This is a genomic window from Chryseobacterium sp. JM1 (genome assembly GCF_000737715.1).
In the GTDB taxonomy this organism is placed as follows: domain Bacteria; phylum Bacteroidota; class Bacteroidia; order Flavobacteriales; family Weeksellaceae; genus Chryseobacterium.
Window position 1 is genome coordinate 426600 of the sequence record NZ_JPRN01000005.1, and the last position, 15582, is coordinate 442181.

Annotated in this window: 10 protein-coding genes; 8 read left to right on the plus strand and 2 right to left on the minus strand. The window is 35.3% G+C overall.

Features of this window, described 5'->3' with window-relative positions; translation table 11 throughout:
- The first annotated feature begins 2 nt into the window (after positions 1–2).
- Together IW22_RS11600 and IW22_RS11605 are read left to right on the plus strand one after the other, a co-directional pair.
- Entirely contained in the window at positions 3–2504 is a 2502-nt protein-coding gene (locus tag IW22_RS11600) for a DEAD/DEAH box helicase (protein ID WP_034726687.1), read from the plus strand.
- A gap of 5 nt (positions 2505–2509) precedes the next feature.
- Positions 2510–3571, plus strand: coding sequence for a DNA polymerase beta superfamily protein (locus IW22_RS11605; protein WP_034726689.1), 1062 nt, complete (start codon positions 2510–2512; stop codon positions 3569–3571).
- Between the two features lie 410 nt (positions 3572–3981).
- Here the strand turns inward: IW22_RS11605 and IW22_RS11610 are convergent, their stop codons facing one another.
- Positions 3982–4326 (minus strand): TfoX/Sxy family protein, encoded by a 345-nt coding sequence (locus tag IW22_RS11610; protein ID WP_034726692.1) that lies wholly within the window; start codon positions 4324–4326, stop codon positions 3982–3984.
- Between the two features lie 165 nt (positions 4327–4491).
- Here IW22_RS11610 and IW22_RS11615 point away from each other — a divergent pair, with 165 nt between their 5' ends.
- From IW22_RS11615 to IW22_RS11640, 6 genes are all read left to right on the plus strand, one after another.
- Positions 4492–5007, plus strand: a complete 516-nt coding sequence (locus IW22_RS11615) for a DUF2975 domain-containing protein (RefSeq protein ID WP_034726820.1) — start codon at positions 4492–4494, stop codon at positions 5005–5007.
- Positions 5007–5210 carry a helix-turn-helix domain-containing protein gene (locus tag IW22_RS11620; RefSeq protein WP_034726695.1) on the plus strand — a complete coding sequence of 68 codons (204 nt, stop codon included), beginning with the start codon at positions 5007–5009 and terminating at the stop codon, positions 5208–5210. The genes IW22_RS11615 and IW22_RS11620 overlap by 1 nt, the downstream gene beginning before the upstream one ends.
- A 249-nt stretch (positions 5211–5459) precedes the next feature.
- Positions 5460–6332 carry an ABC transporter ATP-binding protein gene (locus tag IW22_RS11625; RefSeq protein WP_034726697.1) on the plus strand — a complete coding sequence of 291 codons (873 nt, stop codon included), beginning with the start codon at positions 5460–5462 and terminating at the stop codon, positions 6330–6332.
- 2 nt (positions 6333–6334) lie between these two features.
- Positions 6335–9502 (plus strand): ABC transporter permease/M1 family aminopeptidase, encoded by a 3168-nt coding sequence (locus IW22_RS11630; RefSeq protein ID WP_034726699.1) that lies wholly within the window; start codon positions 6335–6337, stop codon positions 9500–9502.
- A gap of 255 nt (positions 9503–9757) precedes the next feature.
- Entirely contained in the window at positions 9758–10192 is a 435-nt protein-coding gene (locus IW22_RS11635) for a MarR family winged helix-turn-helix transcriptional regulator (RefSeq protein ID WP_034726701.1), read from the plus strand.
- A gap of 11 nt (positions 10193–10203) precedes the next feature.
- Positions 10204–12618, plus strand: a complete 2415-nt coding sequence (locus tag IW22_RS11640; protein ID WP_034726703.1) for a TonB-dependent receptor — start codon at positions 10204–10206, stop codon at positions 12616–12618.
- 337 nt (positions 12619–12955) lie between these two features.
- On the opposite strand, the gene IW22_RS11645 is transcribed toward IW22_RS11640, so the two are convergent.
- The gene (locus tag IW22_RS11645; protein ID WP_034726705.1) at positions 12956–15223 is read right to left on the minus strand and encodes a polyribonucleotide nucleotidyltransferase; all 2268 of its coding nucleotides are present in this window, start codon (positions 15221–15223) and stop codon (positions 12956–12958) included.
- Between the last annotated feature and the right edge of the window lie 359 nt (positions 15224–15582).

A 15582-nucleotide genomic window follows, 5' to 3' on the forward strand; every position in this document is an offset into this window, starting at 1 on the left:
TTATGGAAAAAGATATACAGCAATTACGTAACCTTAGAAATAATAAGGACTTTCAAAACATTTTTCAGAAGCTCTGCTTGAACAAAGAATTAAATATTGATGAAAAAGAATTTATTTTAAAATGTGCTTTATTATTTTTTCAATTATACGATTCTGATAAAAGATATTCATCATTTTTTAAAATTGGTTATTATATTATTTTAAAATATTGTCTATCTTATAATACTTATCAACCTTTGTATGATATATCAATTCAATTAGGGTTTTATCCGATAATTGGAACTCTTTTAAAATTAGAAAAAGAAGCATCAAGTTTAAAAAATAAAAATGTTTTATTAGATATATTCACATATACTTTTTTTAAGAAAGACTATGAATTACAGCGGGGTTACATAGAAAGTTTTGAGCAAAATAATTCGAGAAAAAAGATCATAAATCATGATAAGAATGAAATTGCTTACATAGCTCCTACATCTTATGGAAAAAGTTCTATAATAAAAGAATACATAAAAATTAATAAACCAAAGAAAGTAGCTGTAATTGTTCCTACAAAATCACTACTTGTTCAAACATATTTAGACCTTAAAGAGCTTTCCAAAGATTATAAACTGGTTTTACACGATGAAATGTATAATGGTGAAGAAAATTTTATTGGAATATTAACTCAAGAAAGAGCTACTCGTATTTTAAATAAAAATGCAAAACATTGTTTTGATATACTATTTATTGATGAAGCACATAATATTCTAAGAAGAGATGTAAGAAGTTACATATTAGCCCGAGTCGTACAATTAAACTATAAAAGAAACAATAATCATAAAATAATTTATTTATCCCCGTTAATTGAATCTTCAAATAATTTAAAAATAATCAAAACATCAAAAGATGAAATATCGGTAAGAAAAATCAATCATGATTTTAAAAGTTTTGAACTTTTTCATTTTACAGAAAGGCAAAGCTTTTTCTTCGATAGATTTTCAGGAGAAAGGTATTTAATTGATACTAAACTTATCTATATTGAATATATTAAAAAGAATTTACTAAGAAAAAATTTCTTTTACCAAAATAAGCCACCCCTCATAGAACAATTTGCTGAATACCTGTATCGTAATCTTGATTTTCTAAGAAATGAGGATTACGAGATTATGAAAATCTCTGAGGTTTTAAAAAAGGAAGTTCATAAAGATTTTAAACTTATTAAATTCTTACAAAAAGGAATAATATATTTACATGGTAAAATTCCCAATATAATTAAAGAATATATAGAAAGTAAATATAAAGAAATTGATAGTATCAAATATTTAATTGCTAATAAGGTTGTTCTTGAGGGAATAAATATGCCAATTGAAACAATTTTTATAACAAATAATCGAGTAGGTAGAAAAAATATTAATTATAATGATTTGATAAATCTTATCGGCAGAGCTAACAGACTTAATTTTATTTTTAAAAATGGTAATATAGATAAACTAATATCTAAAATACATTTTTTAGATCATGATAAGTTCCAAGGAAAAAATTCTATGAAAAGTACTTTAGAAATTTTAAATAAGGAAAAAGTTAGAGATACTATTGAGAATCCTTTATCTCAAAATTATGATATTGAAAATTTACAATTTTCGGGTGAAAATAAAGTAGAAAAAAAGGAAAAACAAAAATTAGATGATAAAAAATTAAATGATTTTTCTGATTTTATTTTAGAAGAACCAAAAAATAAATTTGAAAAAATAAAAAGATATTGCATAGAAAATTCTATAACTAATTATTATAAAGATATTAATTTAGGCATTGATATAATCAGTGAGAATATTGAAACTTATAAGTTTAATACAGAAGATAAAATTGTAGATATTATTTTTAACATATTTATTAAAAATCAAGCTGAGAATATTGCTGATTTTGAAATAGCCCGTCTTAACGAAGAAAAAGCTAGAAATTATTATAATAATTATATATATGTCACACAACATCTTCATTTAAATCAAAGAATTATCTCAACAAAAGATTATTTTGAAAAGAAATCAAAAACAGATGATCCTTATCTTTATATTGGTGTTAGTTATGGCGAATTAACAAGTGAAGAATCAGGAAGAGTATCAGTTTATAATGATGATAAAAAAAGATATCAACAAAAAGTTTATGTCAATTTATCTGTTGAAAATGTCGATTTGATAAATTTAGCAATTGTAAAATTGAAGATCGAAGAAGATTTTGTTGGTTATAAATTAACTCAGTTAATTTCGTTTTTGAACGATTTCAAAATTATTACAAACAATTATTATCTAAAAATAATATATGGTACAACTGACGAAACAACAATTAATTTAGTTCGTTTTGGATTAAGTATTAGTTGTGTTTCTGAATTAATAAAAGATGACCAAATATCAAATCTTTTGTTGGATCGGAACGGTAATTTAAGTACAAAAAATAGTAATAAATTTGAAAAATATTTATTATCAAAACCAGAATTATTTAAGTTTGAAATAAAAAAATATTTAAATTAATTAAAATGACAATTTCAGGCATAAAAACCCAAAACCTCATCCTCTTCGAAGCCATCTCCGGCAGCCGCGCTTTCGGGCTGGCTACAGAAAATTCGGATACGGATATCCGTGGGGTTTATTATCTGCCGAAAGAAGATTTTTTCGGACTGAATTATATCCCGCAGATTTCTAATGAAACCAATGATATCACCTATTACGAGATTGGAAGATTTGTAGAACTTCTGCAGAAAAACAACCCCAATATTCTGGAAATGCTCGCAAGTCCGGAAGAATATATCCTGCACAAAGATCCGCTGATGGATTTGCTGCGTACGGAAGACTTTTTATCTAAATTATGTAAAGATACCTTTGCAGGGTACGCTATATCGCAGATCAAAAAAGCAAAAGGTCTCAATAAAAAGATTCTTAATCCCATCGATAAAGAAAGAAAATCTGTTCTGGATTTCTGCCATATTCTTGAAAATCAGGGATCGGTTCCTTTGAAAAAATGGCTCTCCGACAACGGAAAAATTCAGGAAAAATGTGGACTGATCAGCATCGGGAATACAAAAGGAATGCACGCCGTGTTTTATGATGAGTCCAGAACTTTGGGCTATAAAGGAATTATTCAGCATGAAGAAGCCAATCAGGTTTCTCTGTCTTCCGTTCCTAAAGATGAAAAACCCATAGCTTATCTTTCATGTAACCTCGACGCCTACTCCACCTATTGCAAAGACTATAAGGAATACTGGAAATGGGTGTCTGAACGCAATGAAGACCGCTACAACGTCAATCAGCAGCATGGCCAGAATTATGACAGCAAGAATATGATGCACACCGTCCGTCTTTTGCAGTCGTGTGAGCATATTTTTAAAACAAGCTCTTTACAGATCCGCGTAGACAACAGGGAGGAATTACTTGATATTAAAGCCGGAAACTGGTCTTATGAAAAAGTAATGCAAAAAGCTGAAGATCTCATAGAATCTATAGAACACGAGCATTCAACTTCTCTGCTTCCCGACAGTCCGGATATAAAAAAGATGGAAAAAATCTTAATAGAAATACGTGAAAAATTATACTGCCAGTGATCAATCTTAATATTCTTAATAAGAAGTTGTTTAAAGGTTTATTTTCCTCAACAGTGAAATAGAAAAAGTATTTCGTCTACATGTATTCAATTGATATTTAAAATTTCAAACCTTCCTAATAGAGTCTTGAAACTATACAGCCAGATATTTATTAGTTGGAAAAACGCAAATGGGCGCAAAGGCTGAACTAAAATGAGGATATTTTAAGGCGCAAGAAAATCAGAGATTTTCAGCAAGTCCATTGGCTTTTATTGAGCGGTCTACAATTTTATCGCAGATAAAATCCTAGCGCCTTAAAGCATAATCTTTTCAAATTTCTTTGCGATCCTTCGCGTTTTTCCAACAAAAAAATTCAAACAGGTTTATCTCAATTTCACCTTAATGGTTTTAAAAAATTAGGAATATTAAGGTTATTTTTCCTTTGACGTTTTGGCTACTGCATTGTAATCCAGACATATTTTTATCCAGTACTCAAAATCAGCCTGTTTTTGAAATCCTACAGGTTCCACATAGCAATATCCTTTAAGTTGCTTTCCTTTCATGATCATGGGAAGAAAACCTGTTCTTTCTGAAACTTCCTCTTCCAGATCAGGGTCATAACGGCACATGAGTTGATCATGGCTTATATTAATGCACATTTTATCATTGACCAAAAATGCTAATCCACTGAACATTTTCTTTTCCTTAATCTCAAGATCAGGAATTTCCGAAAGCCGTTCACGAACTCTGTCCGCCAGTTCAATACTGTATGCCATGAGAAATAATTTTATCATTTAAATTTAGGCAAAAAACGCGTTAAACAAAGCATATTTTTTGATTTTCAAATTCCATTTGGGATTCACTAAATATTTTTTTATTTAAAATAATTATTGTTTTACGATAATTAATTATACATTTGCAATAGTTAAATGATTATTGCCATGAACCAGACCAAAATTATTGCGAAGATCCTGTACTACATTTGTATTGTGCTCTCGGCGGGGTATCTGATCACTTTTGTCTATTCAATTGTATGCCTGCTCACCGGTTATGCCATCACTCCGTATAAGGATAATATGTTTTTGCATATCAACTATCCTTTTACAGAACAGCCGTTTCTAAATATTGAACGTAATTATTCGTACATCATCTTTTCATTCTTACTGGTTTTAATTTCCTACGGGATTTTTTTCTGGCTTTCGGCGAAAGTTTTCAAAGTATTTTTCCAGTCAAAACTGTTTATAAAAGAAAATATACTTCAGCTTAAGCGATTTTACCTGTATAATATTTTCGTTCCACTCCCCATAGTCATCCTAGCAAGTTTCTTTGTGGAAGTAGAAAGTATGATCTGGGGATTGGTGTTTATCCATTTCATGCTTGGAATTTTCTGTCTGTTTCTTGCGAATATCTTCAAGCAAGGACTACATTTGCAAAACGAACAAGACCTATTTATATAATGCCAATCATAGTCAACTTAGATGTCATGCTAGCCAAGCGAAAAATGCAGAGTAAAGAACTGGCAGAAAAATTAGGAATCACCCCTGTTAATCTATCCATTCTTAAAACCGGCAAAGCAAAGGGGGTTCGTTTCGATACCCTGGAAGCCATCTGCAAAATTCTGGAATGTCAGCCCGGAGATATTTTGGAGTTTAGGGAATAGGTTTCGTGTTTGAGAGTTTGAGGATGAATTTTGGTTGTCAGTTGCTTGTTGCTAGTTGTTAGTCATTAAGCTGATGAATTATCGTCCTGTATCTGAAATCTTGTCTCTTGGCTCTTGGCTCTTGGCTCTCAAATTCACCATTGACATTCTATCAGCCTAAAATCTGACGTCTGATATCTGAAATCTCATATCTATACACAAGCAACCACAACGGCCTGCCTTACCCTTCTATTATCCAAACCTTATCATATGAATACTTTATCTATCAACAATTTAAGCCTCATTTACAAAAATGGCTTTCAAGCGGTTAAAGACATATCGCTCGACATCGGGAACGGTATGTTTGGATTATTGGGTCCGAATGGTGCCGGAAAATCCTCTTTAATGAAAACCATTGTGGGACTGCAAAAACCGACCTCCGGAAATATTATTTTCAACGGAAAGGATGTTTCAAAAGATCCCGATTACATTAAACAAAACCTCGGATTTCTTCCACAGGATTTTGGAGTATATCCGAAAGTTTCCGCGTATGATCTTCTGGAACATATTGCTGTGTTAAAAGGGATCACAGACCGTACAGAACGCAAAGAACAGATCTTCGGCCTGCTGGAAAAAGTTAATCTTTCAGATTTCAGGAAGAAAGAAGTTCATACTTTTTCAGGGGGAATGAAACAGCGTTTTGGTGTTGCTCAGGCACTCCTGGGAAATCCTAAGATCATTATCGTAGACGAACCAACGGCCGGCCTTGATCCTGAAGAACGCAACCGCTTTAACTCGCTTTTGAATGACATCAGCCAGGAGGTTATCGTCATTCTTTCGACCCATCTGGTGGAAGATGTCAGAAATCTGTGCTCAGAAATGGCGGTGATGAATAACGGACAGATTTTAAGACAAGGAAAACCCGCAGAATTGATTTCTGAACTGGAAGACAGGATCTGGTCCAAACCCATCGACAAAAACGAATTGGACCATTACCTTTCCAGCCATGAAATTATCAGCCGCCAGCTGATTGAAAGAGAGCTCCATATTACCGTATTTTCAGAAGACCAGCCGAAAGATTTCAACGCAGTCAGTCCGCTTCTGGAGCACGTTTACTTCCGTACACTCACTCAAAAACCTTAGCCATGAACGCCCTATTTTTATTTGAAGCCAGACGCATCACCAAGCACTGGCCAGCCTATCTTATCGCCTTACTCTTAGCAGGCATTGGTATTTTCTGCGGCAGCCAGTTCAATCTTACGGCTGGAGACGGAATCTATCTCAATTCACCGTACACCATTGGTTTTATGACCGGAATGCTGAGTCTTTCCATCATATTTATAGCGGTTATTTATGCGGTACAGTTACTTTTTAAGGACCAGGATTCAAAATTTGATCTTGTACTCTTTTCCTTTCCTTTTTCTAAATGGACGTATCTCAGCGGAAAATTCAGCACCTATTTCCTGCAGACTTTCTTCAGCTTTTCTTTTTTAATGCTTGGTTTCCTCATTGGTCAGATCACACGGACCGGAAGTGAAATGCAGAATGTGTTCAATTTGGGATATTATCTGTATCCTATGTTGATTTTTGGTCTCATCAACACTTTTTTTGTCTGCACCTTTATCTTTCTGATTTCATTAATAGCAAAGAAGAAACTGCTTGCTGTCGTTGCCGGACTTCTACTCTATGTTCTGTACATGGTGGTTCTGGTATTTTCTAATTCCCCGTTTATGGCTGGCGGTTTGCCTCAATCCATAGAAACGCAGCAAATTTCTGCCTTACTGGACCCTTTTGGATTGTCATCCTATTTTTTTGAAGCCAGAACACTTTCTGTAGATCAGAAAAACACTTCATTAGTACCATTTTCGGGATATTTAGTCATTAACAGGATCATTTTTTCAGTGGCGTCTTTGTTATTTCTTTGGCTCACTTACCGGTTGTTTTCTTTTTCTTCTGTTTCAAAACAAAAAGTAAAAAAAGTAAATTCAAGTTCAGAAATTAAAAGCAAATCATCATTTTCGTATACCCTATCACGAGTGAATTTCGGTTATAAAAATGCTTTTAAGTCGATCCTTTCTTATGCAAAAATTGATTTACTCTACCTCTTCAAAAGCATTACTATTCCTGCCGTTTCCATCCTGTTGCTTTTCTTCGTCGGAATGGAAATGTACGCTGAGATCGAGAAAGGAATCCGTCTTCCGCAGAAGTATGCTGGTTCAGGTCTTATGGCAACCACTATTTCAGAAAACTTTCCATTGTTCGGACTTCTTCTTGTGGCTTATTTTATCAACGATCTGTATTGGAGAAGCCGTTCATCCGGATTTTCGCTGATCGAAGACAGTACTTTTTTCTCCAAAATCAGACTCTCGGGGCATTTCATTTCTATCTGTGTTTTGCTGTTCTTTTTTACCGGAATTTTAATCGTTCAGGGGATTGTCTTTCAGGCCATGTATCAATATCTTCACATTGATTGGAATGCTTATCTGGGCGTTTTTCTTTTCAACACATTTCCGTTGATTCTTTTCTCAGGACTCATCCTTCTGATCAATCATACGATCAGAAATAAATTGATTGCTCTGGGCATTTCCGTTCTGGCGGTATTTCTATTGGCCGGTCCTGCATCCGGGAAGATTATTCCTTATCCTTTATTCAGAATATTTTCAGATTTTAAAGGGAGTTACAGTGATTTTAATGGTTATGGTATTTATATGTATGCCTTTGCGGAAAGGCTTTTATTCGGAGCCGGAATCATTTCATTTTTATGGATGATAGATCAAACAATCAGATCGAAAAAATTGAATCTGATCACCCTTATTCCCAGTCTTGTTTTGCTTATTTCAGGCATTTTTTCAGGAACACTTTTTATGAAAGGTTATATTCCTAAAAATGAAGAGAAAGACTTAGCAACAGCCGTTCAGTACGAAAAGGATTTTAAGAAGTATGAAAATAAACCTCAGCCGGAAATCACTGATGTTATCACTGAGATTACATTGAATCCTTCCGAAAGTTCCTACCGGATTACAGGAAAATATGTCCTGACCAATTTTACCGATCAGCCCATTGATAAGGTCTTTATTAATTTCAACCCTGATCTTATGACAGAATCTGCTGTTTTTCAGACAGGTTCCGAGACTGTGAAAATTAATAAAAACATTTCCGAGGTTCATTTAAAACAAGCCATTAAACCCGGTGGAATGGCTCACCTTAACTTCAAGCTTTCTTATAAATGGTATTCGGTTAACGGGCATCAGTCTTTCAATGCGGTGATAGAAAACGGTTCTTTTATGCGGATCAGCAGATATTATCCTGTGATCGGGTATCAGAAAGATGAAGAAATTCAGGATGAGCAGCTACGGAAGAAAAACAACCTGGGAAAACTCGCAGAGCTGAAAAAACCGGAAGCTCCGGAAGTTTTTAAAAAGGATTTTATCAATTTAGAGATGACGGTTTCCACGGAAGGTAATCAGACCGTTATTGGCACCGGAGATCTGGTTAAAAAATGGAAAAAGTCGGGGCGAAACTATTTTCAGTACAAAGCGGAAAGTATTCCGTTCAGGTTTGCGGTTTCTTCTGCAGAGTATAAGGTGAAAAGTGTTTTGTATAAAGATATCACAGTAAATATCTTCTATCATAAAAAGCATTTCGAAAACGCAGCTCATCTTCTTGAAAATGCAAAAATTACACTGGATTACTGTGAAAAGAATTTTGGGAAATATCCTTTTAAAACGGTCAATTTTGCTGAAATCTCCTCTTTCACCAGAGGTTTTGCAGCAACAGCCTATCCATCGGCGATATTTATGCCTGAGGATATGATTTTCCATGCCAATATCCACGCTGATAAAGAACAGGATGTCATCAATGAACTGGCCGGACATGAACTATCTCATTTGTGGTGGGGAAACAGCCAGATCAATCCGGATGACAGAGAAGGAGCGGTCATGCTTTCCGAGACACTTGCGATGTACACGGAAATGATGCTTTACAAAAAAATGCATGGCAAGGAAAGAATGAAGGAGAGGATCGCTATGCATCAGCAGATTTACGACAACGAAAAAGGTCTGTCTGAAAACCGCCCGATCTACAGAGTGACAGGAGATATGGCTCATATTGCCTATTCCAAAGGCGCTGTAGCAATGGTCAAATTAAGCGAACTGATCGGGGAAGAAAAAGTGAATGAAGCGTTAAAAAATTTCCTTCAAAACAATAAGTATCCTAAGAAGCCTTCGTCTATGGATCTGCTTAATGAATTTTATAAAGTCTCTCCGGATGCAAATACAAGAAATCAGATAGACAGGCTTTTCAAAACATTGTAAAACATTCCATCTTCATCAATTTCATCCACAAAGATCTGCTTTATTTGTGTGATTTGCGAGAAAATAATGAGCTCACGCAGATTACACAGATAAAGCAGATTCCTTTTTCTATTACTAATTAAACTGCAGCTCATGCAGTTTTTTGGATTTATACAAATAATATTTTCACCAATCTGTAACAAAATAAAAACCATTACTACAAATTAATTGACATATCAATAATTGATTAATCATTTTAAATTTAATACGGAAAACATGGAAAAATTAAATTCAATCATATTCTACCATATAGATAAAGCAATCAGGTCATACAGAAATTATGCACAGCGTCAGCTTAAGGCTAATGGTTTCACGATCACGATCGATCAGTGGCTGATTATCAAAGCTGTTCTGGAAAATCCGGGAATTACACAGAACGAAATCGGGGATCTGGTTTTTAAGGACAATGCCTCAGTAACAAGGATTATTGATCTGATGGTGAAATCAGCATATGTTATCCGGACAACCCATGCGGAAGACCGCAGAAAAACCAATCTTGAAGTCACCGAATCCGGAATAAAGATCATCAAAGATGTTCAGAAACTGGTAGAAGGCAACCGGAAAACCGCCCTGCAGAATGTCTCAAAAGAAGAAATGGAAATCATGAACAATGCCCTCCTTAAAATATCAGAAAACTGTAAAAAACACTAAAAAATAAAACAATGGCCAAACTATTTTTACTTCTATTGGCATGGACGCTGACCTTGTTCAGCAGTCTGCTTTCGGCACAGAGTGTGCAAAATTTTTCATTGTCGGGAACGATCAGTGGTGAGAAAACCGAGCAGTTGGAAATCAATCTGTTTGACTCCGGAAATGCATTAGTCAAAACAGAAATTGCAGAACAGAATGGAAAATTCAGTTTCAGTGATCTTAAAACAGGAAATTACAAATTAAAGATTAACAGAAACGGCAGTGAAGTCTATCAGTCTGACATGATTCAAATCGCGGAAAACAAGTCGCTCTCTCCTATTGATCTCAATATTAAATCTATTGAGGGAGTGACCATTACCAAGACGAAACCTTACATCGAAAGACAGGATGGAAAAATGATCCTCAATGTTGAAAATAGCATTGCCAGCACGGGAAATTCTGCTTTTGAAGTCCTGGAAAAAGCTCCGGGCGTGAATGTAGACAGCAATGACAACATCAGTCTCCGGGGAAAAGGAAATCTTCTGGTACAAATCGACGGAAAAAACACTCCCATGACGGGATCTGACCTGGCAGCTTATCTGCGTGGAATTCCTTCTTCAACCGTTGATAAAATAGAGTTCATTACCAATCCGTCTTCCAAATATGATGCAGCAGGAACTTCGATTATTAATATCAAGCTCAAGAAAGACCAGCGAAAAGGAACGAACGGAAGCGTTTCCACTGCTCTGGGCACTGGAAAATTCATTAAAAACAACAACAGTTTCAGCATCAACCACCGGAATAAGAAGGTGAATGTTTTTGCGAATTACAGCTTTGCGTACAGAGAATTTTATAATCATTTGGTTTTAGACAGAAATTTCTACACCAATGGGACATTCGAGAAAGCTTATCTGCAGGATAATTTTCTGAAATTCAACTTCAGAAATCATATTGCAAAAGCAGGAATGGATTATTATATGAATGATAAAAATGTTTTGGGCTTTTCCGTTGGTTTTATAAGCAATAGGTTTGATCCGAAAGGTGACAATTCAAGTATGATTCTGGGAAATGACCATCAACCTGACGGTAGTTTTACCACCCAGAACCGCTCTCGCGATCACTGGAAAAACGTTTCATTCAACCTGAATCATAAATACACCATTGATTCATTAGGTTCGGAAATCACGACTGATTTTGATTTTATTAATTATTCGAATACCTCACTCCAAAATTTTGAAACAAGAAATTACGAAGCATCCGGAAACCTTACTAATATTGATATTCTACAAGGTGACATCGGCGGAAATCTAAATATTTATTCTTTAAAATCTGATGTAACAAAAAATCTGAAAAACAAATGGAAACTGGAAGCAGGAATCAAAACCAGCTTTGTGAAAGCGGACAATGACCTGAAATTCTTTAATGCAAGCTCAGGCGTTCCGGAACTGGATCTTAATAAAACCAACCATTTTATTTATGAGGAAAACATCAATGCGGTGTATGGAAATGCTTCTAAAAAGTGGGATAAATTCAGTGCTACATTTGGTTTGAGAGCTGAAAATACAAACGTAACAGGAACCCAGCTTACGACCAATCAGGTGAACAAAAAGAATTATACCCAACTCTTTCCAAGTGCCGTATTTTCTTATGATATAACGGATAAAAATAATCTGGAAATCAATTTCAGCAGAAGGATTACACGTCCGAGCTATAATCAGTTAAATCCATTCAAGTTCTATCTGGATCCTACGACTTACAAAGCCGGAAACCCGGAGCTGAATCCACAGACCACGATGAATTATGAGTTGACGTATAGCCTAAACAGTAAATATTTCGCCACTTTAAGTTATAGCAAAACAGATAACAACATTACAGATGTCATCAAACCTGTCTTTGAAAACGGAGAAAATATTACCGTTCAGACCAATGAAAATTTAAGTTCTGCTTCCTATTTAGGACTGTATCTGATCGCTCCCGTGAAAGTGACGAAGTGGTGGGATATGAACAACAGCGCGAATTTCTACTACGGATCTTATACCGGAAATGTTTCAGGAACGCAGATCAATAACAAAGGGAATTTCACCTTCAATCTCAACAGTATCAATTCATTTAAACTGGGGAATGGTTTTACCGCTGAACTGACCGGAAACTACCGTGCGAGAGAAGTCTATGCCTATATGGATGTACAGCCGAACTGGTATCTGAATATCGGAGCTCAGAAGAAATTCAAAAACAACAGTGTTCTGAAGCTTTCATTCAATGATGTCTTCTTTACGAGCAATCCGAAAGCACAGACCACTTTTAATAATTATGTAGAAAACTTCGTGGTAAAAAGAGATTCCCGAGTAGCAACGATCTCTTATACGTACAATTTCGGTTCATCTAAAAATGGACAACCTAGAAAAACAGGTGGTGCAGATGATCTGAAGCAGAGAATCGGAGCGTAATGGAATGATAAAAAACAGAGCTATAAAAAACACTTTTTTTTCGTGCTCAATAGTTTAAAATGCAACGACGCAAAGGATAATTCACAAACATATTGTTTTAAAGGCGCAAGCATTTTATCTCCGATAAAATTGTATACCGTTGTCATTGCGAGGAGCACAGCAACGAAGCAATCTCATCGTCACCCTTGCTGAAAATTTTCGATTTTCCTGCGGCTTAAAAATGTAATCATTTTTAAAACCTTTGCGCTTTTGCGATTACCAATAACTGGGTCTTTATCACTTTAACAAAAAAAATCCCTCAAATTGAGGGATTTCATTTATATCTGAGATTTAAATCTTAAGCTTCAGTTGAAGGGTTCTGATTGTTGTCTCTTGGAGCCTGTTCAGGTCTTCTGTCACCTTCAGGTCTGTCCTGTCTTCTGTCACCTTGAGGTCTTCTATCACCTTGTGGTCTGTCTCCTTCTGGTCTTGGCTTAGACTCAGGTCTTTCAGGTCTTGGCAATAAAACTTTTCTTGAAAGTTTCATTTTCTTACGATCATCGTAACCCATAAACTTCACCTCTACTTCGTCACCTTCGTTGTAAGGTACTTTATCAAGACGAGCCCATTCGATTTCAGAAATGTGAAGTAATCCTTCAGTTCCTTTTGCAATCGCTACAAAAGCTCCAAAATCCATTACTTTTACCACTTTTCCTTGATACACTTCACCTACTACCGGTACAAATGTAATCTCGTTGATTCTTGCAATCGCTGCATTGATTTTCTCTCTGCTTACACCAGAGATCTCAATTCTTCCGATTTCTCCTACTTCTTCAATAGCAATAACAGTATCTGTATCTTTTTGAAGTTGTTGAATGATTTTTCCACCAGGTCCGATAACAGCACCGATGAAATCTTTAGAAATCTCAAGCATTACCATTTTCGGAGCGTGAGGTTTCACGTCTTCTCTTGGTACCGCAATTGTTTCAGTGATCTTATCAAGAATATGTAATCTTCCGTCTTTAGCTTGTAAAAGTGCTTTCTCCATGATATCCATAGATAATCCCTGGATTTTGATATCCATTTGACAAGCCGTAATTCCGTCTGCAGTTCCCGTTACTTTAAAGTCCATATCTCCCAAGTGATCTTCATCACCTAAGATATCAGAAAGTACCGTGAATTTTCCAGTCTTAACGTCTGTTACTAATCCCATTGCAATTCCAGAAACTGGTTTTGAAATCTGAATACCTGCATCCATCAATGCTAAAGTTCCTGCACAAACAGTTGCCATAGAAGACGAACCGTTTGATTCTAAAATATCAGAAACGATACGGATTGTGTAAGGATTTTCCTCAGGAATCATATTTGCTAAAGCTCTCTGAGCCAAGTTTCCATGTCCTACTTCTCTTCTTGAAGTTCCTCTTAAAGGTCTTGCTTCACCAGTTGAGAACGGAGGGAAGTTATAATGTAAGAAGAATCTTTCGTCATAATTTACCATTACACTGTCTACCATGTTCGCATCTTTCACAGAACCTAACGTTACTGCTGTTAAAGATTGAGTTTCACCTCTAGTGAAAATGGCAGAACCGTGAGCTCCCGGTAAATAATCGATTTCGCTCCAGATTGGACGAATTGTTTCAGGATCACGACCATCTAGACGGATTTTGTCATTCAAAATCATCTGACGCATCGCTTCTTTCTCTACATCATGGAAATATACTTTAGCGAAAGGGGTTACTCTTTCCAATTCTTCAGCATTTTCAACATATTGAGCTAAAAATTCAGCCAAAACAGCTTTGAATTTTTCCCCTCTTTCTTCTTTTGCTGAAGGTTGCTTAGCAACTTCATATACTTTATCATATGTTTCTTTCCACACTTTCTCACGGATAGCTTCATCGTGATTTTCGTGGCTATATTCTCTTTTTGGGAATGATTTACCTACTTTTTCGGCTAATCTTTCCTGAGCTTCAACCTGTTTTTTAATTTCTACATGAGCGAACTGGATTGCTTCAAGCATTTCCTGCTCAGAAATTTCTTTCATTTCTCCTTCTACCATTACGATAGAATCTTTAGTTGCCCCCACCATGATATCAAGGTCAGCAATTTTAAGATCTGCATAATTAGGGTTGATAGAAAGTTCACCATTGATTCTTACCACTCTTACTTCAGACATTGGTCCGTTGAAAGGAATATCTGTAATAGCGATGGCTGCAGATGCTGCAAGACCTGCTAAATCATCAGGAATTGACTCTCCGTCATAAGAAATTAATGAAATCATCACCTGAACTTCCGCATGAAAATCTTCAGGGAATAATGGTCTAAGAACTCTGTCTACCAAACGCATCGTTAAGATCTCCTGATCTGATGGTCTGGCTTCTCTTCTAAAGAAATTTCCAGGAATCTTACCTCCTGCGTAGAATTTTTCTCTGTAATCAACTGTTAAAGGTAGAAAATCTACACCTTCTTTTGCTTCTTTACTGGCTACAACTGTTGCTAAAAGCATTGTTCCGCCTATTTTTACGACTACAGAACCATCAGCCTGTTTTGCTAATTTTCCTGTTTCAATTGTGATTTCTCTGCCGTCTGCAAGAGTAATCGTTTCTGTAATTGCTTGAGGTATACTCATAAATTGTTTTGTGTTGCACTCCGTATTGAGTGCTTTAATTATTGATAGTTCGTCTAAATTTTCGTTTGCAAAGATAACGTATAATAATGAGATATTAAATTTTCAATCTCAGAAATAGTATGCGGAATTATAAGATTTTATCCTCCTATTTTATCGATGAAGTAAGAATTACTTACGAAATGTTCAACTTATTGATCATATTTCATCAATAAAAATATTTTTTTCCTGAGAAAATTGCTCAAAGAATCGAGTCATTTTCGTATTATTGTCTCAAAAAGTGTAAATAATATTTTCATTTCATTAAAGATGAGTTATTTACATAAAAAACACCTGAAAAGTTGCAGAAAAACGGGCCTCTG

Coding starts and splice junctions, on each gene's coding strand:
- IW22_RS11600 (WP_034726687.1), top strand. CDS start 3: ATGGAAAAAGATATACAGCAATTACGTAACCTTAGAAATAATAAGGAC.
- IW22_RS11605 (WP_034726689.1), top strand. CDS start 2,510: ATGACAATTTCAGGCATAAAAACCCAAAACCTCATCCTCTTCGAAGCC.
- IW22_RS11610 (WP_034726692.1), bottom strand. CDS start 4,326: ATGGCATACAGTATTGAACTGGCGGACAGAGTTCGTGAACGGCTTTCG.
- IW22_RS11615 (WP_034726820.1), top strand. CDS start 4,492: ATGAACCAGACCAAAATTATTGCGAAGATCCTGTACTACATTTGTATT.
- IW22_RS11620 (WP_034726695.1), top strand. CDS start 5,007: ATGCCAATCATAGTCAACTTAGATGTCATGCTAGCCAAGCGAAAAATG.
- IW22_RS11625 (WP_034726697.1), top strand. CDS start 5,460: ATGAATACTTTATCTATCAACAATTTAAGCCTCATTTACAAAAATGGC.
- IW22_RS11630 (WP_034726699.1), top strand. CDS start 6,335: ATGAACGCCCTATTTTTATTTGAAGCCAGACGCATCACCAAGCACTGG.
- IW22_RS11635 (WP_034726701.1), top strand. CDS start 9,758: ATGGAAAAATTAAATTCAATCATATTCTACCATATAGATAAAGCAATC.
- IW22_RS11640 (WP_034726703.1), top strand. CDS start 10,204: ATGGCCAAACTATTTTTACTTCTATTGGCATGGACGCTGACCTTGTTC.
- IW22_RS11645 (WP_034726705.1), bottom strand. CDS start 15,223: ATGAGTATACCTCAAGCAATTACAGAAACGATTACTCTTGCAGACGGC.